The 22,906-nt window shown below is 68.9% G+C and carries 22 protein-coding genes; 7 read left to right on the top strand and 15 right to left on the bottom strand.

What is annotated here, in order from left to right; all coding sequences use genetic code 11:
- Window positions 1-52 precede the first annotated feature (52 nt).
- The 5 genes from ABFS34_01050 to ABFS34_01030 form a co-directional block, all read right to left on the bottom strand.
- Window positions 53-574, bottom strand: a complete 522-nt coding sequence (locus ABFS34_01050; protein ID MEN8374016.1) for a hypothetical protein — start codon at window positions 572-574, stop codon at window positions 53-55.
- Window positions 575-676: 102 nt separating this feature from the next.
- Window positions 677-1,090, bottom strand: coding sequence for a hypothetical protein (locus ABFS34_01045; GenBank protein MEN8374015.1), 414 nt, complete (start codon window positions 1,088-1,090; stop codon window positions 677-679).
- 360 nt (window positions 1,091-1,450) lie between these two features.
- Window positions 1,451-2,167: a hypothetical protein gene (locus tag ABFS34_01040; GenBank protein ID MEN8374014.1), complete on the bottom strand. Its 717-nt coding sequence runs from the start codon at window positions 2,165-2,167 to the stop codon at window positions 1,451-1,453.
- A gap of 4 nt (window positions 2,168-2,171) precedes the next feature.
- Window positions 2,172-2,696, bottom strand: coding sequence for a hypothetical protein (locus ABFS34_01035; GenBank protein MEN8374013.1), 525 nt, complete (start codon window positions 2,694-2,696; stop codon window positions 2,172-2,174).
- A complete protein-coding gene (locus ABFS34_01030) occupies window positions 2,693-3,283 on the bottom strand; it encodes an RNA polymerase sigma factor (GenBank protein MEN8374012.1) in 591 nt (196 codons plus the stop codon). The genes ABFS34_01035 and ABFS34_01030 overlap by 4 nt, the downstream gene beginning before the upstream one ends.
- A gap of 147 nt (window positions 3,284-3,430) precedes the next feature.
- Between ABFS34_01030 and ABFS34_01025 the strand changes: the two genes are divergently transcribed.
- The gene (locus ABFS34_01025) at window positions 3,431-4,342 is read left to right on the top strand and encodes an NTP transferase domain-containing protein (protein MEN8374011.1); all 912 of its coding nucleotides are present in this window, start codon (window positions 3,431-3,433) and stop codon (window positions 4,340-4,342) included.
- Window positions 4,333-6,087 (top strand): sodium:solute symporter family protein, encoded by a 1,755-nt coding sequence (locus ABFS34_01020; protein ID MEN8374010.1) that lies wholly within the window; start codon window positions 4,333-4,335, stop codon window positions 6,085-6,087. Before ABFS34_01025 ends, ABFS34_01020 begins: the two co-directional genes overlap by 10 nt.
- A gap of 6 nt (window positions 6,088-6,093) precedes the next feature.
- Here ABFS34_01020 and galK read toward each other — a convergent pair whose 3' ends face one another.
- The 4 genes from galK to ABFS34_01000 all read right to left on the bottom strand — a co-directional run bounded on the left by galK (window position 6,094) and on the right by ABFS34_01000 (window position 11,917).
- Window positions 6,094-7,317, bottom strand: coding sequence for a galactokinase (galK, locus tag ABFS34_01015; GenBank protein MEN8374009.1), 1,224 nt, complete (start codon window positions 7,315-7,317; stop codon window positions 6,094-6,096).
- Window positions 7,318-7,329: 12 nt separating this feature from the next.
- Window positions 7,330-8,742: a Gfo/Idh/MocA family oxidoreductase gene (locus ABFS34_01010; GenBank protein ID MEN8374008.1), complete on the bottom strand. Its 1,413-nt coding sequence runs from the start codon at window positions 8,740-8,742 to the stop codon at window positions 7,330-7,332.
- Window positions 8,743-8,879: 137 nt separating this feature from the next.
- On the bottom strand, window positions 8,880-11,036 hold the full coding sequence (locus ABFS34_01005; protein MEN8374007.1) for a S9 family peptidase: 2,157 nt from the start codon (window positions 11,034-11,036) through the stop codon (window positions 8,880-8,882).
- A gap of 203 nt (window positions 11,037-11,239) precedes the next feature.
- On the bottom strand, window positions 11,240-11,917 hold the full coding sequence (locus ABFS34_01000) for a hypothetical protein (protein ID MEN8374006.1): 678 nt from the start codon (window positions 11,915-11,917) through the stop codon (window positions 11,240-11,242).
- Between the two features lie 166 nt (window positions 11,918-12,083).
- On the opposite strand from ABFS34_01000, the gene ABFS34_00995 reads away from it, so the two are divergent.
- The 3 genes from ABFS34_00995 to ABFS34_00985 all read left to right on the top strand — a co-directional run bounded on the left by ABFS34_00995 (window position 12,084) and on the right by ABFS34_00985 (window position 13,789).
- On the top strand, window positions 12,084-12,644 hold the full coding sequence (locus ABFS34_00995; protein MEN8374005.1) for an RNA polymerase sigma factor: 561 nt from the start codon (window positions 12,084-12,086) through the stop codon (window positions 12,642-12,644).
- Window positions 12,634-13,329 (top strand): zf-HC2 domain-containing protein, encoded by a 696-nt coding sequence (locus ABFS34_00990; GenBank protein MEN8374004.1) that lies wholly within the window; start codon window positions 12,634-12,636, stop codon window positions 13,327-13,329. The genes ABFS34_00995 and ABFS34_00990 overlap by 11 nt, the downstream gene beginning before the upstream one ends.
- 274 nt (window positions 13,330-13,603) lie before the next feature.
- Window positions 13,604-13,789, top strand: coding sequence for a hypothetical protein (locus ABFS34_00985; protein MEN8374003.1), 186 nt, complete (start codon window positions 13,604-13,606; stop codon window positions 13,787-13,789).
- Window positions 13,790-13,809: 20 nt separating this feature from the next.
- On the opposite strand, the gene ABFS34_00980 is transcribed toward ABFS34_00985, so the two are convergent.
- The 6 genes from ABFS34_00980 to ABFS34_00955 form a co-directional block, all read right to left on the bottom strand.
- Window positions 13,810-15,231 carry a serine hydrolase domain-containing protein gene (locus ABFS34_00980; protein ID MEN8374002.1) on the bottom strand — a complete coding sequence of 474 codons (1,422 nt, stop codon included), beginning with the start codon at window positions 15,229-15,231 and terminating at the stop codon, window positions 13,810-13,812.
- Window positions 15,232-15,312: 81 nt separating this feature from the next.
- Entirely contained in the window at window positions 15,313-16,281 is a 969-nt protein-coding gene (locus ABFS34_00975; protein ID MEN8374001.1) for an MBL fold metallo-hydrolase, read from the bottom strand.
- A complete protein-coding gene (locus ABFS34_00970; protein MEN8374000.1) occupies window positions 16,278-16,874 on the bottom strand; it encodes a cytochrome P460 family protein in 597 nt (198 codons plus the stop codon). The genes ABFS34_00975 and ABFS34_00970 overlap by 4 nt, the downstream gene beginning before the upstream one ends.
- A gap of 156 nt (window positions 16,875-17,030) precedes the next feature.
- On the bottom strand, window positions 17,031-17,741 hold the full coding sequence (locus ABFS34_00965) for a hypothetical protein (GenBank protein ID MEN8373999.1): 711 nt from the start codon (window positions 17,739-17,741) through the stop codon (window positions 17,031-17,033).
- Between the two features lie 11 nt (window positions 17,742-17,752).
- Window positions 17,753-18,472: a response regulator transcription factor gene (locus ABFS34_00960; GenBank protein ID MEN8373998.1), complete on the bottom strand. Its 720-nt coding sequence runs from the start codon at window positions 18,470-18,472 to the stop codon at window positions 17,753-17,755.
- Window positions 18,465-20,189: a HAMP domain-containing sensor histidine kinase gene (locus tag ABFS34_00955; protein MEN8373997.1), complete on the bottom strand. Its 1,725-nt coding sequence runs from the start codon at window positions 20,187-20,189 to the stop codon at window positions 18,465-18,467. The genes ABFS34_00960 and ABFS34_00955 overlap by 8 nt, the downstream gene beginning before the upstream one ends.
- Before the next feature lie 150 nt (window positions 20,190-20,339).
- Between ABFS34_00955 and ABFS34_00950 the strand changes: the two genes are divergently transcribed.
- Both ABFS34_00950 and ABFS34_00945 read left to right on the top strand, forming a co-directional pair.
- A complete protein-coding gene (locus ABFS34_00950) occupies window positions 20,340-21,491 on the top strand; it encodes an alkaline phosphatase (GenBank protein ID MEN8373996.1) in 1,152 nt (383 codons plus the stop codon).
- On the top strand, window positions 21,488-22,852 hold the full coding sequence (locus ABFS34_00945; protein MEN8373995.1) for a M20/M25/M40 family metallo-hydrolase: 1,365 nt from the start codon (window positions 21,488-21,490) through the stop codon (window positions 22,850-22,852). Before ABFS34_00950 ends, ABFS34_00945 begins: the two co-directional genes overlap by 4 nt.
- Window positions 22,853-22,906: the final 54 nt, after the last annotated feature.

Below are 22,906 nucleotides of genomic sequence, written 5' to 3'. Positions count from 1 at the left end.
GTCCGGCCGAGGATCGCTTGGTGAAATCACGCCCGCATGAGGGCGGGGAGGGTCACAACTGGGCCAGATCGGACTCCCGCGTGGATGCCGCCTGGCCCGCGGCGTAGCCGTTGTCGTAATAGAAGACTCCGACGTACGCGTTGCGCTGGTCATCCGCGGTCAGGACGGTGACGATGCTGGAGTCTTCCAGCGTCCAGGCCGCCCGGAACTTGACCGCACCGCTCGCGACGGCCGCGGCGGCCGCGCTTTCCGTCGCCACATCCGGAATGACCTCTAGACTCGGGTGCCAGTCCGTTCCCGACGAGCTCGGCTCGCCGTACTTCTCCTCCAGCCGCGACTTCAGCGCCATGTAGTCGGCCACGTCCCTGCGATCATCCTGGTGATCGATGGTGTATCCGCCGTACGCGAGCCGTCCCTCGGTGAGCCCGTAGAACACTCGGCACTCCGAGCCTACGAGCATGGTGGAGTAGACCAGGACATTGCGCTCCTCGCCCATGGGAGACTTCCCCTCATGGGCGACGATTTCATCCCTGTCCGCGCCCCACTGGCACCCGCGAAATCCGTTCGTCTTCATTGCTTCTTCCGTTTGAGCCCCTGCGTCCGCGGCAGGATACGCGCTGGACCACGCACCTGCCAAGATCCCTCTCCTTTCGCGGGCAAACGCGGGGCGAGACGGCTACCGGACCGAGGCCCCTGCCTCGTCGACGGCGCGCCCCGCGATGCCGTCTCCGGCGACGGCGCACGTCTCATGCCTGGCGTCTACTCGCACCGCGCACTCAACCTGCGCTGGTGGGACGGAATCCACCGGCACGGGCGCCGGTGCGGCGCCGATGGAAACCGCCGTTGCCGTGGCGATCGACAGCCCTCCCAGCCAGACCCAGGCCGACTTCACCAGCGCAGGCAGCGCCGCCAGCGCGGGCGCCATCTTGGGCACGACGCCGCGCACCGCGACGAGCGCGACTCCCGGACCGAAGCGACGGCAGATGAGGAGGATGAGGCCGCTCGCCAACTTGCTGGCGTAGGCCAGCCGGCCAGCCGCTGGGCGCTCGCGGCTCGCGCGCCGCGCGTATCGGCAAGCGCACGCGATCACTCCGCGCCCGTGGCGGCAGCGGTAACACGACTCACTCGCAGACTCTGGGGGTCGACCCGCCGGCTGATGCGCCTTCGGCCGGCGTCGCTCGTTCGGGCGGCGCATAACGTCCTCCGGGCTGTGAATGAAACCGGCGTGGGGCCGGGCTGGAGTGCCGGGGGCCTTTCGGATAGCCCGCGGGCGACAGTCGTGGACGTCGCATTTCGAATATGTGGAGAGAGGGCCGGCGACGCAAGCCCTCCCGTAGCCCTCAAGTGCTTTTATGGCATGATCTTGGGTAATTAGCGGGGTGCTTTCGCGCTTGGTTCGAGATCACCATCCGTAGCCTCCCGCAGCGCGCGGTCGCGCGCCCCGGCCCGCTCAATACTCCACCAGTTCCGGCCGAACTGTCAGGATCGTGGTCGGCTCGGAGGCGGAGCGCCTGCCGCTGCCGAGCACTACGGTCTCCCCCAGTGGCACGGTCAGGGTGGTCTCGATGGTATGGCCCACGACGCCGGCCGAAAGGCGCACTCCGACGGTCACCGACCCGCCATCGCCTTCGGTGGCGACGCGGACGTTGCCGACCCACGCGGCGAGCTCGTATGCGCGCTCGGCCGTGGCGACCGGCTGGGACGAGCGTGCCCCCTCCGAAAGCGCCATCTCGGCCTCGGTAGCGAGCCGGTAGCCCTCGAATCGAAACAGGGCATCCAGCGCCTCGCGCACGTCGGCGATGCGCTCATCGGTCTCCTCGAAGCCGTCCGCCTCGATCACCCGAAAATGCAGCCGGACGCCGGGCCTCTCCCGATCGTAACGTTCCAGCACGACGGCGATCCTGTCCAGCGCCTCAGGCGTTTCCCTGACCGTGATCCCGGACTGGAAGGTGGTGATCATGCCCGGCGCGGCGGCGCGCTCGGCGTATACGTACGGCATCACGATGTCCGCAGCCTCGCTCGGCTCCAGGAACTGGAGGTCGAACGTGCGGGTCTCCAGGCGCCCCTCGGACTGGCAGGCCAGGGCGAGCGCGGCGATTCCCAGCAACAGTGAACGACCCACTCGCGCCCGGGTGCGGCTCGCTCTGCTGACAGCTTCATCGTGCATGGGTCTACCTCTCGGTTGGGCGTAGTCCATCGTACAGCCAGACCACGCGAATCTTCGGATTGTGAGTCTGGAACACGGCCACCCGAGCGCCTCCTGCGACCTCGACCGCGAAGGCCTCGGGCCTGTCAGCGCTTTGACCTGGAGGACCGAAGAGGTTCGCACCGGTCGGCGGAGCGACGGACCCGGAGGGCCACAGGAGCACCGCCAGGGCCAGCGCGGCGAGCGACGCCGGAGCCACCCGCCACCAACGAGTCGCGGGCGCGCGGGTCGCTCCGCGCTCCTCCACAGCCTCCCTTCGCGAACTCCGCGAGTAGCCCTTGAGCGCCATCCGCACCGCGTCGTCGGCCGAAAGCCGGGGAGTCGCCCGCTCCAGGCTCGCGGCGAGCAGGCCATGCGCCTGCCGAGCCGCACTCAGCGCGGCCGAGCACGCTCGACATTCAGCTACGTGCCGGGTGACCCATTCAGGCGCCTCGGCCAACTCCGCCGGGCGAGCCTCGAGCACCCACCGCTCCGCTCGCAGGCAGCTCATCCTTCGAGCCTCTCGTGCGCGTGCGGGTCCTCTACCAGGAGGCGAGACCGCAGCGCCCGCCTGGCCTTGAAGAGGTTCGCCCGTACCGTCGAGTCGTTGAGTCCCAGCATTTCAGCGGTCTCCTTGGGCGAGAAGCCCTGCAAGTCCACCAGGTCCATCACCTCGCGCTGTCTCCTCGGGAGCCGGAGGAAGTGCGCCTCCACCCGCTCCATGAGCCTCTGTCGGTCCACCGTCGGCTCCGCGGATGCCTCACGGACGACGCCAACGGTGGCCTCCTGCGCCTGCCGAGCTCGCCTCAGGAGGCTCTGCGCCCGCCTCCGCCAGGACGACGCCTCGTTCGCCGTGATCCGGTACAGCCAGGTGGTGAAGCGGCCCCGCCCCTCCCAGCCGCGCAGCTTCGCGTGGAGCGCGACGAGCACGCGTTGAGTCACGTCCTCGGCATCATCGGCATCGCCGACTCCCGCCAGCGCCCAGCGGTAAATGCGCACGTACACGATCCGAACGAGGGCCTCGAACGCGTCCGGCTCGCCCGCCGCCGCAGCGCTGGCCAGGCCGTCGACATCGACTTCACTCGACGTGGGATTCAACGGCTGTCCAGGCGCTCCCAGGAGTCGTCCTCCTTCCGGTTCTCGGGCATGTGACGCAAGCACGGTGCGCTCCGTTTACCGGTCTGGCGAATCGCCGGCCGGCGTCCCGGGCTTTCCTCCAGGCACCGCGCCGCGTCTGTTGGGCGGGTGATACGAGCCGACGACGACGACATCGCGATCCTCATCCTGGCGGGCGGGCGCGGCGCCAGGTTCGGGGGGCCGAAGCAACTCGAACCCGTGGGCCCAATGGGCGAGCCTCTGGCGGCCTATGCGCTCTACGACGCGGCGCTAGCTGGCTTCCGGCGCGCCGTGATCGTCTCACCGCCCGGGATGGCCGACCCCCTGGCCGCCCTGGTCACCAGGTTCGCGCCGGCGGGTCTGACGGTCGAGGCGACCGAGCAGCCACCCGCCGCGGGCAGGACCAGGCCGTGGGGGACCGCGCACGCGGTGCTCTCCGCCGGGAACGTCGTAGGCGAGGCCAGCTTCGCGGTCGCCAACGCGGACGACTTCTACGGTCGCCGCGCCATCATGGCGCTCGGCGAGTTCCTGTGCTCGGATGAGACGGGCGACGAGCGGACGGCAGTGATCGCATACCGGCTCGAGCGGACCCTGCGATTCTCGCAGGGGGTGTCGCGCGCGCTGTGCCGATCCCGGGGCGGATGGCTCACCGGGATCGAGGAACTCTTCGAGGTGCGCGCAGCGAGCGAGGGGGGTGGTGCAGGCTTCGTGGGCAGGACCGGGGATGGCCGCGTCGCGAAGCTCGGTCCGGAGGCCCTCGTCTCAATGAACCTCTGGGGTTTGTGCCCGGCGATCCTGCCTCCGCTCGAGACCCTCTGGCGCGAGTTCATCGCGTCCGTCCCGGGGCCTGACGACGAGTTCATGCTCCCCGCGGCGGTCGACCGGCTGCTTCGAAATGGCGAGGCGCAGGTGCGGCTCCTGGAGACCGACGAGGTCCCGTTCGGGCTCACCTCGCGGGCCGACCTGCCCGTCGCGCGAGCCCGGATCGCTCGACTCGTTGCCGACGGCGTCTATCCGGCGGACCTTGGCGCATGCAGCTGAACACGCTGGACTGGACCGTCCTGGCAGCGTACCTGGTGATCGCCGTGTCGGTGGGTCTCTACTTCGCGCGCCGCGCGGGCTCGGACACGAGCGAGTTCTTCCTGGCGGGCCGGACGATGCCGTGGTGGCTGCTGGGTACGTCGATGGTCGCCACGACGTTCTCCACGGACACTCCCAACCTGGTCGCCGACCTCGTGCGCTCGGGCGGAGTGAGCCAGAACTGGGCCTGGTGGGCGTTCCTGCTCACGGGCATGGCCACGGTGTTCTTCTACGCCCGGCTGTGGCGACGCTCGGATGTCTTCACCGACGTCGGCTTCTACGAGCTCCGCTACTCGGGCCGTCCGGCGGCCTTCCTGCGGGGTTTCCGCGCGCTTTACCTGGGGGTCTTCTTCAACGTGGTCATCATGGCCACGGTCACGCTCGCCGCAATCAAGATCGGGGGCGTGCTTCTGGGCGCAGACAAGTACGAGGTGGTGCTCGTCGCCGGCGCCCTGACGGTGCTCTACTCAGCCACCTCGGGCTTGTGGGGAGTGGTGGTGACGGATCTGCTCCTGTTCGTGATCGCGATGATCGGAGCCGTGGCCGCCGCCTACTACGCCCTCGGCCACCCCGACGTGGGCGGCCTGGCCGGGCTCGTCTCCCACCCGGACGTGGCCCCCCGGCTATCGTTCCTCCCCGACTTCACCGACTGGAGCACCGCGGCCGCGGTGTTCATCGTGCCGATCGCCGTGCAGTGGTGGAGCACTTGGTACCCCGGCTCAGAGCCGGGCGGCGGAGGCTACGCGGCGCAGCGCATGCTCGCCGCCCGGGACGAGAGCCACGCGCTCAAGGCCACGCTCTGGTTCAACGTCGCGCACTACGCGGTGCGGCCGTGGCCATGGATCCTGGTGGGGCTCGCGTCTCTGATCGTGTACCCGGACCTGGCGTCGATTCTGGCGGCCTTCCCGGACGTCGACCCCACCCTCGTCGGCAACGACATGGCGTATCCAGCCATGCTCGTGTTCGTCCCCCACGGGCTGCTGGGACTGGTGGCCGCCTCGCTGGCAGCCGCCTACATGTCCACCATCAGCACGCACCTGAACTGGGGCGCGTCGTACGTAGTGGACGACTTCTACCGCCGTTTCGTGGCCAGGGAGCGCACGGAGGCCGCGTACGTGCGGGCCGGGCGGCTCGCGACGGTGGGGCTGATCGTGCTCGCGTCGATCGTGGCGCTGTGGCTTGAGAACGCCCTGCAGGCGTTCCAGCTCATGCTGCAGATCGGCGCGGGAACGGGCCTCGTCTTCCTGCTCCGCTGGTTCTGGTGGCGCATCAACGCGTGGAGCGAGATCAGCGCGATGGTCGTCTCGTTCGTCGTCGCGGTGATCATGCAGTACGTGGATCTGAACCCCTCGCTGGAGCTCGTGATCGGGGTTGCGGTGACGTCGGTAGGGTGGCTCGCCGTGACTTTCCTGACCCAGCCGGATGACGAGGCCACGCTGCGCGCGTTCCATAAGAAGATCAGGCCGATCGGGCCGGGGTGGAGGGCTGTTGTGGGAAGAAGCGCGGCGACGACGGACGGCGAAGGCAGCTTCGCGACGCCGTTGTTGGCGTGGTTCCTGGGGTGCGTGCTGGTGTACGCGGCGCTATTCGGGACGGGGTTGCTGCTTTACGGCCAGGTAGGGCGTGGGCTGGTCGCTCTCACCATCGCCGCGGCCGCGACGGTGGGTGTCTTCCGACTGCTGCCGAGCATCCGACTGGTGGACTGAGGAGCCTCACAGCGCCCTGACCGTTGCGCCGCCCGAGGGCCGCGCCGACATGACGGCGTCCGCACCCGCGACAACCTCCAACGCAGCTCGGACCGCCTCTTCGTCCGCGGCGTTCACGAGCGCGATAGCCGCTCCGCCGAACCCGGCGCCCGTCAGCCGTGCACCCAACGCACCCGCATGCAAGGCCACTTCGACGAGCTCATCCAGGGAGGGCGTGCTTACCTCGTAGTCGTCTCGCAGGCTCGCGTGCGACGCGGTCAGGAGCGCTCCTAGCCGCTCTGCATCGCCATTCACGAGTGCCTCCCGGGCGTTGGCCACTCGGCGCGCCTCGGTTACGACGTGGCGGAAGCGCCGCAGGCCCCGACCCTCGCCCACATCGTCACCGAAGTTCCCGGCCAGCACTCCCGCCGCGGCCTCCAGGAGCTCGCGCGCATCGAACGCCGTCAATAGCTCCGCGAAGGAAGCGCCGGCGTATCCAACCGCCGCTGCCACCGCGACCAAGGCGGACGCGCCGCTCGCGCGGCGCTCGTTGTAGGCGACCCGCACGCTGCCCGACTTCTCCGCCACGTCACCGGAGTCGGCGACCAAGACCGAGAGCTCTTCGGGGAACCTCAGGTACTCGACGGACAGCGGCTCGAAGCTGAGGAGCGAAACGTGGCGGTCGCGGGAGAGCATGCACGCGGCCTGGTCCATGCCGCCGCCTTCCGTGCCGACGAAGCGCTCGGCGCGGGCCATCCGCGCGGCAAACGCCATCCTGTCCGTCTCCAGGCCATTCACGTGCGCCAGCGCGAGCCCGACCCCGACAACGAGCGCCGAAGAGGAACTCAGGCCTGCTCCCGTGGGCAAGTCCGAAGCGACGAGGGCATCGACTCCGCGGGTGCAGATCATCTCGGAGGACTCGTGCTCGGCCAGGGCCTTGGCCGCGGCGCGAGGATAGTTGCGCCAGTCGCCGCCTCCGAGCGGCACGATCGGCTCGAACAGACGAAAGTCGTCCCCCACCAGGTCGCTGGCCGAGTTGGCGATCCTGACGCGCCCGGCACCGGAGCCAGCGAGCGAAGGTGCCAGCAGCACCGTGACCGCCCGATCGATTGCGAACGGCATCACCGGCAACCCGTGATAGTCGATGTGCTCCCCAATCAGGTTGACCCGGCCCGGGGCGCGGACGGCGTGCGTGGGAGACCGTCCGTAGCGCATGCGGAATGCCTCGGTCCAACCCTCAGCGGCCGCCAAGGCCAAACCCGCCTATGCCTCAACCAATCCCAGCTCGGGCCAGCTTTCCCAGCGTCCGCGCGTGAAGTCCGGGAACTCGATCGGCTGGCTGCCGTTCGCGACCGACCACTCCGACAGGGGCGTGACTGCGCTCAGCGCGGCCGCGTCGTAGACGTTCATGTCGGTGGGCTCGCCCTCGTGCAGGCACTTGATCAGCCGGTAGTCCTCCATGAAGTCCATGCCGCCGTGACCCGCTCCGCGGGAGCGCTCCTCCATCGCCCGCCACAGGGGGTGCTCGTACTGCTCCAGCCAGGAATCGACCTCGTCCCAGCGGTGCGGCTCGCTCGCGCCCTCCACGTAGACGCGGTTCGGATAGCCCTGGAACAGGCCCTTGGTCCCCTGCACCATGTGTATCCGGCTGTAAGGGCGCGGCAGGTTGGTGTCGTGGCCGACGTAGATCGTGCGCCCGTTGGCGGTCTTGATCAGGCTCACGTTGACGTCGCCTAGCACGTACGTCTCCTGACGCTTCTCGTGGCCCTCCGGATAGTTGTCGCGCGCGTAGTTCTGGAGGCCCCGTGACGGACCGCTCATGGACACCAGGGTGGCGAAGCGGTCGCCGCGGTTGATGTCCATGCAGTTGGCGATGGGGCCCAGGCCGTGCGTCGGGTACAGGTTGCCGTCGCGCTGCATCGAGTGCGCGCGTCGCCACAGGCCCTCGCCCTCCTCGGAGAACTTGATCTCGCGCAGGTCGTGCAGGTAGCCGCCCTCGCCGTGCAGTATCTCACCGAACAGTCCCAGCCGGACCATATGGAAGACGAGCATTTCCATGCGGCCGTAGTTGACGTTCTCCATCATTAGGCAGTGCCGCTCGTATCGTTCGGCGTACTCGACCAGCTTCCAGCAGTCCTCCAGCGTATAGGCTGCGGGCACCTCGGTGGCGGTGTGCTTGCCGTTTTCCATGGCCGACACGCAGATCGGCACGTGCCACTCCCAGGGCGTGGCGTTGTAGACCAGGTCCAGCTCTTCCTCTGCGCACATGCGCTCGAAATCGCGCTCGCCGCGGTCGTAGCGCGCGGGCCTCGGGAAGCCCTCCTCCACCACGCGGTCCTGGATGCGCGTGACCTTCTCGGGCACGATGTCGCACACCGCGGTGATCTGGCAGCCCTCGATGCGCAGCAGGTTCTCGACGTGCGCGCTGCCCATGCCGCCCACGCCCACGAAGCCGATGCGGACGTGGTCGATCGGTGGCGCCGCGAGGAGCGCCTCGGGAGCGACGCCCGGGCTCGGGCCGCGCAAGCCGGGCCCCCGAGCGGCCGCGCCCGCCGCGACGGGGGCGCACGCACCCGTGCCCGCCAGCATCGCGAACCCCATTCCGGCTGCGCCCAGCTTGAGCGCCTCGCGCCGGTCGACTCCGTCGTTCGCCGGAGAGTTGTATGACTCGCTCACGTCACGTCCTCCGTGTTGATTCCTTCGGCTCTCGTCGCCCGCAGGGTCATCCTGAACGGCCCGGCCTCCAGGTCGGCGGTGAACCTATCCATCGACTCGTCCATCAGGCCGTCGATGCCCCTTCGCGGGGCCCCCGGTCAGTCTTCCGTCGTATCCACCTCGTCGACACCGTCCGCCTCCACGGCGTTCCCGGCCCCGTCCCTCTGCCAGCGCTCGAACCAGCTCATCAGGTAGAGCTGCGTGCGCATGAAGTTGGACGGCTTGGAGCCGGTGCCGTGGTACTCGTCCTGGAAGCGGAAGAGGACCGACGGCACGCCCTCCGCGCGCAGAGCCTGAAAGTACTCCTCGCTCTGCGACATGGGCGTGCGCAGGTCCAACTCCCCCGTCATCACCGCCGTCGGGGTGGTCACGTTGCCCACGTACATCAGCGGCGAGTGCTCCAGGTACTTGTCGGGGTTGGTCCAGGGGAAGCCGTCGAAACGATGGTAGCCCCAGGTGACGATGTCCGCGGTGCCGGCGAAGCTCATCCAGTTCACGACGGGGCAGCGCACCCCGGACGCCGCGAAGCGGTCGGTCTGCCCGATCACCCAGCTCGACAGCACGCCGCCGCCGCTGCACCCCGTGACATACATGCGCGAAGAATCCACGTAGCCGCGGCCCACGACCTCGTCGACCCCGGCCATCAGGTCGTCGTAGTCGACGGACGGGTAGCCGTTATCGATGGCGTTGCCGAAGTCGGTCCCGTAGCCGGTGCTGCCGCGCGGGTTCGTGTAGAGCACCACGTAACCCCGCGCGGCGTAGTTCTGGAAAGAGTAGGAGAACGCGGTGTTGTACATGGCGTGCGGCCCGCCGTGGATGTGCAGGATCAGCGGGTACGTCTCGGCCGGATCGAAGTTCGGAGGCTTGACGATCCACCCCTGCACGCGCGTGCCGTCGGGCGCATCGTACCAAATCTCCTCCACTTCGCCGAGCGCGACGCGCTCGAGCACCTCGGCGTTGACCTGAGTGACACGTACGGGGCGGCTCGGGTCGCGGAGCCGGATGACGTAGGCGTCCCCGGGCTCGTGGGGGCCACGGATGAGCGCCGTCGCGGTGCCGTTGCCGGAGAGTGAGGATAGGCCCAGGAGTTGCCGACCGTCGGTCAGCCGCTCCGCGTCGCCCCCGCCCGGGGACACGCGGTATAGGTGCTGGCTACCCTCGGACTGAGCGGTGAAGTAGAGAGCGCGCCCATCGGACGCCCAACTCACGCTCTGCGGATCCCTGTCGAGGGACGCGGTGAGCGACCGCATGCCCCCGCCCTTCATGTCGGCGAGCCACAGCTCGCTCGCGCGGTAGGTCTGGGTGGTGTACTCGAAGCCCGTGAAGGCCACGGTGCGTCCGTCCGGCGCCATGCGCGGCCCGGACCAGAGGCCCTTGCGGTCGGTAATCTGGCGCACGTTCCCCGAGCCGACATCGACGGCGTACACGTGCGTCTGCCGGTAGAGCGTGTCGGCGTCCTCGGTCAGGCCGCTGAACACGATCTCGCCGCCGTCCGGCGCCCAGCAGAACAGCGTTCCGCCGGGCAGGCCGATGCCCGTGCCCCCGACGCTCCACTCGCCTTCGGTCACCTGCCGCGGCGTGCCTCCGTCGGCGGGCACCACGAACAGGTGCGTGTTGCCCTCCTCCAGGAAGCCGCGCCGATCGGCGCGGAAGTGCGTACGCTCTATGATGCGCGGCGCCTTCGTCCAGGTCGCGCCCTCGGGCGGGCTCGGCAGGTCGATGGGCCAGGACGTGGACGTCGGGACCAGCGCCGCGAAGGCGATCGAGCGCCCATCGGGCGACCACTGCGGGTTGCGCGGAGTCTCCGCGATGCGCGTCACCTGGGTGACCGCACCTTCCGCGTCCATCCAGCGGACGAAGACCTGCGACTTGCCGTCTTCGTCCTCGTCCACGAAGAGGATGCGCGTGCCGTCGGGCGACCAGCGCGCCGAGGAGCCGTCCCGGAGCTGCCGGTTTCGGCGCCCGTCGGCGTCGACCAGCCACAGCGTGGAGGCCCAGCGATCCTTGGCGGGGTCCACCCAGCGGCGCGTGTAGACGACACGCCGGCCGTCTGGAGAAATGACGGGATCGGCCACCGACTCGAAGCCCAGGAACTTGTCGACGGTGAGCAGTTCGTCGGCGGTACTCTGCGCTACCGCTCGCTCGGGTGTCCCTACGGCGAGGGTGAGAATGGCCGCCAACGCGGCCGCCGTGGGTACGAAGACAACACCCGTTGCGCACGCGCTGGGCGCGCGCGCCGTGGCGATCCGGTCCATCAGATCTCCCGCGTCCCTGGGGTGGGAGGCGCCTCCGCGGCCCCCGCGACCAGGGGGTCGCGCGTGGTGTGAGCACCCGGATCCCGTTGGGCGGGATTCGAGTCGCGGGTCTGTCGCGCCTCCGCCCCGGCAAGGTGCGAGGCGCCCGGGGCGCGTCGCAAGCGCGGCGCGCTCGGCACGGCATCCGTCGCCGCGCCGGTGGCTCAGGAAGGCATCGGGCCGGTAAAGGACGGCACGAGCACCATGAGGAACGCCCGCGGGCTCCCGCCGTTGATCACCATCACATGCTCGGAGTTCTCGGCCAGGCCCATGTCCTCGGGCCTGAGAAACGGAGTGTAGAGCATGATGTGCGGTTGCCATGGGCCCAGGCCGCCGTCCTCCTGCCGGAGCCGCTGGCCGGGCGACATCATATAGGCCATGGCAGGTCGGATAGGCATTGGCAGCGCGCCGTCCTTCATCTCTTGCGCCAGGATCGCGAAGATTTCCGGCCGCGTATTGCCCTCCAGTTGGAGCTCTAGCTTCCGAAACTCCATCGGCAGGATCGTCCGGGTAGCCTCGGCGTCGTAGCACGTCGGTGCCAACGATCCCGGGAAACCTCCCCTGATCACCAGGCACGCGTTCCCGTTGGCGCCCGGAACGGCCACCTCGTAGCGATCCCGACGAATGACCCAGATCTCCGCGCGGTCGGACACGCTCGGCGGCGCCGCGCTGCGGGCCAGCGCGACCTCCTCGGCTTCGGGCATTTGTCGATAGAACCAGGCGTCCTCCTGTCCGGCCGCCTCGGTGGCGGTCAGGGTCGCCGCGAAGATCGTCAGCGCCAGCGCGGGCGCGGAGGCGGAAAGGCATCGGTTTGGCGTGTCCGTTCCGGGGGCGTTCCGCACGTTTCGCTCTCCGTGGTCTCGGGGGTTTCGTCCACCCCCGGTACCGGATCCCCGGACCTGACGTTACGGAGCAGCCCGGGGCGTAACGAAGGAGACCGTCCGCCGGTAAGTTTTGGGGTATTGCGTCGTCGACGCGTTCGCCGTTTCCTCGAGGAATGAGAGGATCGTGAGCTTTCCTTCGGACGAGTCGGTCATGTCGGCCGTACGGGCGGGACAGACGGACTTCCTGGGCGTGCTCTTCGAGCGCTACCAGAAGAAGGCGTTCGGCCTCTGCCGCCGCATGGTCGGGGACCCGGCCTCGGCCGATGACCTGGTGCAGGAGTCGTTTCTTCGGGTGCTGCGATACCGAGCCAGCTACCGAGACGGATCGTCGTTCGCGCCGTGGCTCTTTCGCATCGTCCGGAACGTATGCCTGGACCACATCGGCTCCCGGCAGAAGGAGGACGCGGCCCACGAGCGGGCGGCCACCGAGCAATCGAACGACCGACGCTTCGCCCCGCCCGGGCCCGACCCGGAACGGGTCGATCTCGTCCGCCGTGCGCTGGGGCGACTCTCTCCGGAACAGCGAAGCGTCCTCCTGCTGAAGAGGGTGGACGGACTCTCCTACGCGGAGATCGCCGAACGCCTCGGCACGACCGAGGGCGCCGAGCGCGTGCGGGCCCACAGGGCCCTCCGGCGTCTACGCACCATCATCCAGACTTTCGAGGCAGCGGCCAATGAAGTGTGAACTGGCGACGGACCTGATCGTCGAAGCCGTCCTGAACGGACTCGACTCACCGCAGCGTGAGGAGCTGGACAGGCATCTGGCGGGCTGCGCGGCGTGCGCCGACGGCCTGAGCGAGTTCGAGTCGCTGTGGGCCGACCTCGCCGACGCCGACGTGCCGGAGCCCGATGCGCATCGGCTGCGGGAGATGGCGGCGGCGCTGCGGCAGCAGGCGGCGGCAGAGACCGCGTCCGTGAGAACGCGGCCGTTCGCGGGACGGCCGCGGCGGGCGTGGTCGCGGGCAGCCGCGGCGCTGGTGTTCGTTGCCGCGGGTGCGGCCGCGGGCGTGGCTGTCGAGCGATCTCGAGCGGCTCCCGCCGCGGTGGCCGAGCTCGAGGGCTCGCGCTTCCTGCTGCTCATGCGTGGCGTCGATTCGGCGGTCGAGGCCGACTCGTCGCTGACCGGCGCCGTGGGCACCTGGGCCGGCGGGCTGCAGAGCCAGCAGCGAATGGTGGACGGAGCGGCCATGGGGCGAGAACCCGGGGCTTGGGTAGGGCCCACCCCGGCTGATTTCGGTCTAACCGGCAGCGTAGCGCTGGACGGCTACATGATCATCACCGCCCGTGATTTCGCGGACGCGAGGGCGGTCGCTTCGGAGGCCCCGCACCTCGTCGCCGGCGGGTCCGTGGAGCTGTGGCCTCTGCGCTGACTCTTCCAGCGGGCCGGAACCTGCACTGGCAGAACGTGCTCCATCGTTGAATCGCGGTCGATCAGGGACGATACTCCCGCCGTGCCCCGATTTCTCGCTGACAAGACTGACCCGGATCACGTGACCGGTCCCATGACCGAACCGCCTTCCACGCGAGGGTCGTTCCTGGAGGAGCTCAAGCGCCGCAAGGTCGCGCGCGTGGCCATCGTCTACCTGGCGGTAGCCTGGCTCTTCGTGCAGGTGGTTTGGAGAAGTCCACGCCGACGGGGATTTCGTGGCGAGGGAGCGGGCTCGTGGCTGGGCCGTGCTCGGCATGGCCGACGGGTTCTTCGAGGAGCTCGACCAACACGCTCACGTGCCCTCCGAACTCTCGGTGCGTCACCTCACCGACGACCCGATTCTCTCGCGGTTCGCCGATGACCCGCGCAACGACGAGCTGATCCGGGCGATGGGGGGCTGAGAGGCCCACACCTCAGAGTTTCAGCCTTCTATCTTCTCAAACGAATCCTGATTGCCGAGAAACAAATGGCTGATTCCGCCTGCCTCGTCGCGACGGAAACCCAGTCGTAGATTACCGTCCTCACTCGCAAAGAATAGTGGCTCGACCTGAATGAAGCGCCGCCCGATCATGGACAATGAGCCGTCTTCGTTGGCGGTGATGTTCCACGTCACCCCCGGATCTCCACCTGAGCATGTCTTACAGCTGGACAGCCACCGGTAAGTACCTGCAAACTCCCCGTTCGTCTTCGAAGCACCGCTCGGCTCTGGGATCTCAAATCCCGGGGCACGCCGGTAAAACCGCTCCATTATCGCAGACACCACATCGTAACGGAGGCGCTCGCCTTCGTGGTGATGTGCGATGAAGACACCAGCGTCGTGTTCGGGGATCATCAGCAAGTATGCGCTGAACCCCAGCATGTCGCCGCCATGGTCGATCGTGCGCTGGCCAGCCCACAGGTTCTCGTAGAAACCATAGCCGAAGCCGCTCACCCGGGGATGGCCGGTCGCCTGCAATGTCTTCATCTCCCGGGCGGATGCGTCACTCAACATACGAACATCTCTGTATGCCCCGTCCCGCAGATGCGCGATCATGTATTTTGCCATGTCCGCCGCTGTGCTGTTGATATCTGAAGCAGGGTAGGTCTGATACCACTCCCAGGGCTGAGCACGATTCCTCTCGCCTTCATATTCATATCCGACGGCGACATCCTGCTCCAACGCGGTGGGAATCCGGATGCTCGTCCGGTCCATGCCGAGCGGCTGCCACAGGTTGTCCTGTAGATAGGCGTCGAGTGGTTGGCGGGTAATCTCCTCTACCAGCAGGCCGGCTAGCGCGATTCCGTACGTCGAGTATGCTGGAACGTCGCCTGGAGGCCGGACTCTGATCAGGCGATCTCTCAGGAACTCCGACAGCGACTGCAATTCCGCCTCCGAGAACGCTTGTCGGCCGGGACCGATTTCATCAAAGCCGGATGTGTGCCTCAGTAGGTCGGCAACAGTCACCGGCTCAGAAAAGGTCGGAGGCACCTGGACGTGCGACAGGTAGCGATTGACGTCCGCTTCCAGGTCTATCAGTCCTCGATCCACCAGCTGCATGACGGCTGTTGCAGTGAAGGTCTTCGTGATCGAGCCGATCCGAAATATCGTCAGGTCCGGGTCAACCCTGCGATCACCGGCCAGATCGCTGTGCCCGTAACCCTTCTTGAGGAGGATCCGGCCGTCTTTCACCATCACGAAGACGGCACCGGGGATATTCTGATCCGCCATTATGTGGGAGAATATCGGATCGATCAGCAGCTCCAGCTCCTCAGCCGTTGGCGACCCCGACTGGGCCACTGAATTGCCGGCGACGGCGAGCGCTGCGACGCCGGCAATCGGGAGAAGAGTAGAGAGTCGTTTCATGGCGCTTCGGGGGGCGCACCCAGCGCCGTTGAGTGGTCCGTAGCCGCCGCGGGCACGCCAGTGGCGTGCGCGCCGGAGGGGCTAGCCCTCCAGCTCCTTGTACCACGCCCCGACCGCCACCTCGACGTACCGATCCGAGAAGAAAGTCCACTCGCCCAGGGAGTCCGGGATGGAGAACCCTGCCGCCGCCTCGGCCGCGGAATGCCCCGCCTCGTGCCCGCGCCGGGCGGCGTCCTCGACCAACCCCAACAACTCGCGGTACTGCCGCGCCTCGTCCCAGGTCGGGATGGGCCCGTGGCCTGGCACCAGCACGCGCTCACCCTCGGCCATGATGGCGTCCACGGCCAGATTCAGTCGCGACGGCGTCGCGTGCACGTAGTTCGGGAACAGGCGGTTCCAGATCAGGTCGCCGCCGAACACCACCGCCGGATCCATGACCTCGACCGTGACGTCGCTGCCCGTGTGGCCGTCGCGCGGGAAGACGTGGACCATCTTCCCGCCCAGGTCGAACATCGCCAGACTCTCGGTCGAAAGCGTGTCCTGGATGCGCGCCGAGCGCGCGGACGAGATTCCTCCCTGCCCCATCAGTCGCGCCTTCACGGGGGCGGTCGACAGGACCTCGGGGCCGTCCTCGCCGCCGGGGAAGTAGCCCGGGACGCCGCTCGTGTGGTCGCCGTGGTGGTGCGTCAGCACGACCCGGTCCGGCATCCGCCCGGTCAGCTCCTTGGCGCGTTCCGCCAGCCAGGAAGCCCCTTCGGGCTGAGAAAACGCCTCCACCACCAGCACGGCGCTGCGCCCGGCGATGATGCCGCCGTTGGAGACCGTGCGCCCGGCGTCGGGATGGCCGGATAGCGGCGTGGATATGAGCGCCCAGATGCCATCGGCGACCTCCTCCAGCTCGCCCCAGCCCTCGCGCGCCACGACTCGTCGAGCGGGCCGGCCGCTGCCGCCCCCCAGCGCCCACGCCTCGCGCGGGGCCAGCCACAGGTGCCCCAGGCACGCCCCCGCGGCGGCCAGGAAGCCGCGCCGGCAGATGCCCGGCCGGCTCACTGCTCGCGCTCCCGGTCCAGGCGCCGGATGGCAGGGTAGAACTGCACGAACACGTTGTCGTTGCCAGCGTGCTCGGCGTGGCACTCGAAGCAGCCGTTGCCGGGCGGCATCGCCTCACCGGTCGCCGACGGCACCTCGTCCTCGATGACGAAGTTCGTGTAGCCCCAGCCGTCCTCGAAACGCTCGGCGTCCTTCACCGCTATTTCCATCGCCACGAAGCGCTCCTCGTAGAAGCCGTTCTCGCGCGGCGCGGCCTGCACGCCAGGCTCGTACATCATGAGCGCGAGCATGGTGCCTTCCTTGAAGTCACCGGTCTCGGCGTAGTGGCTGTAGGACGAAGGCTCCATCAACACGTTGTGGAAGAAGCCGGGCGCCTCGCCGGCCGCGGTCTGGGGCGCGTCCTCGTTGTAGCCGAGCCCGATCGACGATCCGACGAGGATCCACTCGTAGAGATCGTGGGGCAGATTGAGGTTGCCCTCGCCGTCGTAGGTCGGTCCCGCCTCGAACCCGGCGGCGCCAACGACGACGGTCAACACCGCCGTGGCGAGCACCGCCGCGCCAGCCAGCCTGAGTCCCGCAGATCCATCGCGCATTCCCGCCTCATCTCTCACGCGGTGAAAGCCTGGTCGGGCGCCCGGTTCCCGCGCCCGCTCACGTCCTGGAACGATGGTGCCCGAAGCCCCGCGAGTGGCTGTGGATTGGCGCCACTTGTGTAACAGGATTTCGCCACTTCCATGGAGGTTTCGTGGCTACTGCTGCTGCGGCGGGGGGTCGACCTGCCCTTCGCACTCGGGCAGCGCCGTCCTGGGCTGCTCAGCGGCGCGCGAATCGAGGGCGACGAGGTATCCCTGCGGGCCCTGATAGGCCACGAACGGGAGGCCTGGCACGCCACGCGCCGTTCCGGGCGCGAAACCGATGTCCGCGTTGGTCAGGTTGGGCGCGTAGTACATCACGTGCGGCGGGAACCAACCCACACCGTTGGCGCCGGCGGGGCGGTTGTAGTTCGAGAGCATGAACGCGACCCCCGGCCGCGCGGGCGACTCGAACTCGCCGCGCTCGAAGGTCGCTTCGATGCTCGCGTTGATTTCGCCGGGGTCCTGCCCTTGCGCCAGCAGTTCGCCGAAGCGGCGTATCTTGGGCACTATCGTGCGCGCCCCCTCGGCGTCGAAGCACACCGGCTTCAGCGCGCGCGCGTGATCCCGGTTGACTATGCAGTCGAAGCCGTTGCCGCTCTCGCGGTGGCGCACGAAGCCCTCACCGTCGTACGCCCAGACGCCTGCCTCTTCGCGCAGATGATCCGGCGATGCAGCCAGCGCTATCGCGACCTCGCAGCCGCGTTCAAGGACCACCGGCACGTTCGCGTGGTCCACCTCGTGATCCTGCTGAGCGACGGCCGGCGTAGTCACGATCATGGCAAGACCCGCAAGCAGCACCGCCGCCCCGGTCGGATACTTCGACATCGATGATCTCCTCATTCTTCGAATCGATAGCCCACCTTCCAGACGGTCATGAAGTGGACCGGCCTGGAAGGATCGTCCTCGAGCTTGCGCCGCAGCTCCGCGACGTGTGAATCGACGGTTCTGGTGAGCACCTCGGCGCGATGACCCCACACCTCGCGCAGCAGGTCCTGGCGGGTCGCCACCGCCCCCCCTCGGGCGATGAGGGCGAGCATGAGCTGATAGGCGCGCGGGGTCAGCGACACCGCGCGGCTGTCCTTCCGCACCGTGTGCGACGCGGTGTCGATGGTCACGTCGCCGAAGCTCAACGTCTCTTCGATGTCGCGGTCGCGGCCCGAATGCCTCCGCAGCAGCGACTGCACGCGTTCCAGCAGCTCGAGCAGATGGAACGGCTTGGTCACGAACTGATCGGCGTCCAGCCGGAAGCCGCGTACACGGTCCTCTTCGGCGCCGCGCGCGGTCAGGATGAGGACGGGAGCGTTGCTGCCGTCGCCGCGCAGCGATCGGAGCACCTGGAACCCGTCCAGGTCGGGCAGCATGAGGTCCAGGATCACGAGGTCGGGGTCGGACTCTCCCGCCAGCCGCAGGCCCTCGCCTCCGTCGGCGGCGTGCAGGACGCGGTAGCCCTCCAGCTCCAGGTTGTAGCGCAACCCCTCCGCGAGGTCTTCGTTGTCCTCGACCAGCAGGATCGTCGCGGCGCTTGGGTCGGCGGCCACTCCCGCCTGGTCAAGCACGGTCGAACTCCGCCACGAACAGTGCGCCCCCGCCGGCCGCCTCCTCCACCCAGGTGGCCCCGCCGCAGCGTTCCGCGATGTCCCTGACCACCGACAAGCCGATGCCGCTTCCGCCCACGGCGGCCGCGGATGGCCCGTCGCCGCGCCGGAAGGCCAGCCAGATCGCGTCTCGCTCGTCCTCGGGAACGCCCGGCCCCTCGTCCTCCACCTCCAGGCGGGCGCGCCCTGCTCCCGCCGCGCGCACCCGCACCGTGACCGACTGCTCCGGCGGACCATATTTCACCGCGTTGTCCAGGAAGTTGATCGCTATCTGGCGTACGCCGTCGCGATCCGCGCGCACCGCCAGGTCCGGCTCGATTTCTTCGACGATCCGCACCCGACGCGCCTCTGCCAGAGGTCCGAAGCCGCGCACGGCGTCGCGCGCCTCGGAGGACAGGTCGAGCGTCGAGGCGGCGCGCGCGACATCCGACTCGGGCCGCGAGAATCGCAGCACGTTGTCCACGAGGTTGGCGAGCCGCGTCGTCTCTCGATCGATGAGGCCGAGCGATTTGTGCACAGCCTGTTCGGAGGTGGCCCGGCCCAGCCGGAGCGTGTCCAGGTAGAGCCGCATCTGCGCCAGCGGCGTGCGCAGCTCGTGAGAGACGCTGGACACGAACGCCGCGCGCTCCGAGGCGAGCCTGGATTCGCGCCGCATCTGCCCGAACGCGAACAGCGCGAGCGCGGTAGCGAGGGCCAGCATCGCCAGCAGGATCGGCAGGCGGGATCTGGGCACGCCGCCGATCAGCAGCGACCCCACGGCCTCCGGCCTGATCGACGCCGTCAGCGCCATCTCGCCGAACTGCGGCGGCAGCGGTCGCGTAGTCCTGTGCAGCCGCGCGGAATCCGCTGGGGCGCTACCCTCCGTCGCCCAGAGGAGCCGCCCCTCCGCGTCGGAGAGCCGGGCGTCCAGTATCCCGCGGGCGCCCAACTCGCGCGTGAACGCCGGCGGCAGGATGTCCTGGTCGTCCAGAACCCCGTCGGCGAGCGCGGCGAGCGCGACGGGCGCCAGCTCGAGCGCGTACAGCACGGTGTCGCCCCACGACGTCGGCATGACCGTGTAGGCGGTGACCAGGGACCGGCCGGCCACCTCGCCGGTCACGAACGCGAAGCGCCAGTCCTGCGAGTAGTCGTTTCGCGCGCTCTCGGTCAGCGCCTCCTGCAGCCAGCGCAGCTCGGAGGTCGGATAGGCTCGCGGCTCACGCGCGGGGTGTCCCTCGGCCTCCCGAAAGAGCTGGAATTCGCGATCGACCACGACGCCCAGCCCGGGGCCGGCGTAGAGATTGGGGGCGACCTGAATGGTGTCGGACCCCAGGGTGAAGCCGAAGTAGGCCTCCACCGGATGGTCGGGCCGGTGGCACAGGCACCCCGCCGAGTCCCAGTCGAGATAGTGTCCGAGGTCGTGCGCGGGCGGGATGCTCGGCGATGAATGGACTCCCTCGCCGTGGTTGACCGCCTGCAGGTGCTCCCACACAGCGTCGCCGAGCTCTGACTCGAGGTGATGCCCGAGGCTCCACGCGGTCACGACCGCGTAATCCCGTAGCGCCTCTTCGACGGTCGCGCGCTGGGACCGCACGGCCTGGTGCGCCTGGAACGCGGCCGCCGCCATGACCCCTATGCCGAGCAGCAGGAGCAGGACCGGCGTACCGAAGCGCCACGGCCCGGTTGATGGTTTCACCATGTCTGAAACGTGCCGACGCGGCGCCTCAGGATCAACGCGGAGCCTGTAAGAGATGTGTGGAAAACTCTTGCGGCGGCTCGGGGCATTGCCATCGACGGCGCGCGCCCTAGTCTTCGGGTTCGCCCCGCTCGCTCAAACGGGAAGGACCCCATGTCCCGAACTTCGCTACTGCTGGCCGCGGCGTTCCTCGCGGGCTGCGGCGGCGGGCCACCGCGCGCCACCGCCGCGGCCGCGGCCGCCGCGCAGGCGCCGAGCGGCGCCACCGCGACCGCCTCCGCCCAGCGCGCGGCCACTTCGGACGGCGCCGCCCGCGCCATCTTCGTTTTCATCGGCGACGGCGCCGGGGTGGCGTCGTGGAGCGCGGCCAAGTTCGCCGCGGATCGGCTCGCAGTCGCGCGCATGCCGGTCATGGGGCTGGTCGACAGCCGCAACGCCACGCTCGACATCACCGACAGCGCGGCCGGCGCTACGGTCTACGCGACGGGCGTACGCACCTACAACGGCGCGATCGGCGTCGACGTGGACCGCCAGCCGCTGCGCACGATCCTGGAAGTGGCCGAAGACCGCGGCATGTCCACCGGATTGGTCGCCACCTCTTCTATCACGCACGCGACGCCGGCGTCCTTCGCCGCGCACGTACCCGACCGCGGCATGGCGGGCGAGATCGCGCGTCAGTACGCGGCCCAGGACATCGAGGTGCTGCTCGGCGGAGGACTCCAGTACTTCGACGGCAGCGGCGACGACGCCTCCGACCTGCTGCCCGCGCTGTCGGACCGGTACACGGTAGTGCGCAACGCGGCGGTGCTGTGGAACGCCGCGGCGGACGCTGAGCGCCTGCTCGGCCTCTTCGCCGAGGACGGCATGGACCCAGCCATCGAGGGACGCGCGCCGACGCTCGACGCCATGACCTCGGCCGCCCTCGCGGTGGTGGCCAAGGACGATGACGGCTTCCTCCTCGTGATCGAGGGATCACAGCCCGACTGGCGCCAGCACGGCAACGAGTCTCTCGAGTCGGTCGCGGCGGAGATGCTGGATCTGGACGCGGCCATCGGGGTCGCGCTGGACTACCTGGCGGACAACCCCCAGACGCTGATCGTGGTCACCGCCGATCACGAGACCGGCGGGCTCGCGCTGGAGCGGGAGGACGGCAGGGACGTGGCCGACTACACGACCGGAAGCCACAGCAACGAGATGGTGCCGCTGTTCGCGGCGGGCGCCGGCGCGGCGGCGTTCGCCGGCATCAACGACAACGCCGAGATCGGCCGGCTCCTCATGCGGGCCGTCGGGGGAGAGGCGCCATGATGGCCCGTGCGGTTCTGGCCGCGACGCTGTCGGCGTTGTGGATCGCGGGCGCGACGCCCGCGCACGCGCAGCTCAGCGACCGGGAACGTCAGGTCGCGGATTGGGTGGCGGCGCACGCCGACGAGGCGCTGGAGGAGCTTCGCCGCAGCATCGACATCAACAGCGGCACGATGAATCCCGCGGGCGTGCGCGCGGTGGCGGACGCGTTGATCCCCTCCTTCGAAGAGCTCGGCTTCGACGCCCGCTGGGTGGCCGAGCCGGACGCGCTCCAACGCTCGGGCCACCTGGTCGCGGAGCGCGTCGCGCAGGACCCGCAAGGCGCCCGCGTGCTCCTGATCGGCCACCTGGACACGGTGTTCGAGGAGGACAGTCCCTTCCAGCGCTTCGAGGTCGTCGACGACAGCACCGTACGCGGCCCGGGGGTGGAGGACATGAAGGGCGGCAACATCGCTATCCTATACGCGCTCAAGGCGCTGGCCGCTGTCGGCGCGCTGGAGGGCACGACCATACGGGTCGTCATGACCGGCGACGAAGAAGACCCCGGCCGGCCCCTCGCCGACGCGCGCGCGGCGTTGATCGACGCGGCGCGGGAGAGCGACCTGGCGCTCGGTTTCGAGAGCGGCTCGGTGATCGACGGGCAGGAGGTCGCGGTGGTCGCCCGGCGCAGCTCGACCAAGTGGCTGCTGCGGGTCAGCGGAAGGCGCAACCACTCGTCCACGATTTTCAAGGACGACGTGGGCGCGGGCGCGATCTTCGAGGCCGCGCGCATTCTGGACGGCTTCTACTCGCACGTGCGCGGCGAGCAGTACCTGACCTTCAATCCGGGCGTGATCCTGGGCGGAACGGCCCTCGATTACGACCGCGACGAGGTTCGGGGCACGCTCTCGGGCAAGACGAACATCGTCGCGCAGGACGTGATCGTACACGGGGGCATTCGCACGATTTCCAGTGAGCAGCTGGAGCGCGCCAAGGACAAAATGCACGCGATCGTGGCGCAGCATCTTCCCCACACCAGCGCCACCATCGAGTTCGACGAGGGCTACCCCTCCATGCCCCCCACGCAAGGGAACGTGGCCCTCCTGGAGCGGCTCAGCGCGGTGTCGCAGGACCTGGGGTACGGGCCGATCCACCCCCACGACCCGGGAGCACGGGGCGCGGCGGACGTGTCGTTCGTAGCGCCCTACGTGGACGCGATCGACGGCCTGGGCCCGCACGGAGAGGGCGGACACACGACCGAAGAGACGATGGACGTGCGCACGTTTCCGCGCGCGATAACGAGGGCCGCGGTATTGCTACTGCGCTTGACCGGCGAGCCGACGAGCTTGACGGGACGGGGTGGGAGAATGAGGGACGGGGGCTAGTGTACCGTTGCAGAAGTCCCGTAGGCATTCGGGACTTCCGCGCCGGCCCACTAG

It is taken from the genome of Gemmatimonadota bacterium (assembly GCA_039715185.1).
Taxonomy (GTDB): domain Bacteria; phylum Gemmatimonadota; class Gemmatimonadetes; order Longimicrobiales; family RSA9; genus DATHRK01.
Note: the sequence above shows the minus strand (reverse complement) of the source record. Positions and strands in the feature narration are given on the sequence as shown.

What these genes read in the sequence shown, in the direction of transcription:
- ABFS34_00945 (MEN8373995.1), top strand. Translation starts at nt 21,488, where the DNA reads ATGATGGCCCGTGCGGTTCTGGCCGCGACGCTGTCGGCGTTGTGGATC.
- ABFS34_01005 (MEN8374007.1), bottom strand. Translation starts at nt 11,036, where the DNA reads ATGGACCGGATCGCCACGGCGCGCGCGCCCAGCGCGTGCGCAACGGGT.
- ABFS34_00970 (MEN8374000.1), bottom strand. Translation starts at nt 16,874, where the DNA reads ATGCGCGATGGATCTGCGGGACTCAGGCTGGCTGGCGCGGCGGTGCTC.
- ABFS34_00950 (MEN8373996.1), top strand. Translation starts at nt 20,340, where the DNA reads ATGTCCCGAACTTCGCTACTGCTGGCCGCGGCGTTCCTCGCGGGCTGC.
- ABFS34_01020 (MEN8374010.1), top strand. Translation starts at nt 4,333, where the DNA reads ATGCAGCTGAACACGCTGGACTGGACCGTCCTGGCAGCGTACCTGGTG.
- ABFS34_01040 (MEN8374014.1), bottom strand. Translation starts at nt 2,167, where the DNA reads ATGCACGATGAAGCTGTCAGCAGAGCGAGCCGCACCCGGGCGCGAGTG.
- ABFS34_01035 (MEN8374013.1), bottom strand. Translation starts at nt 2,696, where the DNA reads ATGAGCTGCCTGCGAGCGGAGCGGTGGGTGCTCGAGGCTCGCCCGGCG.
- ABFS34_00980 (MEN8374002.1), bottom strand. Translation starts at nt 15,231, where the DNA reads ATGAAACGACTCTCTACTCTTCTCCCGATTGCCGGCGTCGCAGCGCTC.
- ABFS34_00955 (MEN8373997.1), bottom strand. Translation starts at nt 20,189, where the DNA reads ATGGTGAAACCATCAACCGGGCCGTGGCGCTTCGGTACGCCGGTCCTG.
- ABFS34_01050 (MEN8374016.1), bottom strand. Translation starts at nt 574, where the DNA reads ATGAAGACGAACGGATTTCGCGGGTGCCAGTGGGGCGCGGACAGGGAT.
- ABFS34_00965 (MEN8373999.1), bottom strand. Translation starts at nt 17,741, where the DNA reads ATGTCGAAGTATCCGACCGGGGCGGCGGTGCTGCTTGCGGGTCTTGCC.
- ABFS34_00990 (MEN8374004.1), top strand. Translation starts at nt 12,634, where the DNA reads ATGAAGTGTGAACTGGCGACGGACCTGATCGTCGAAGCCGTCCTGAAC.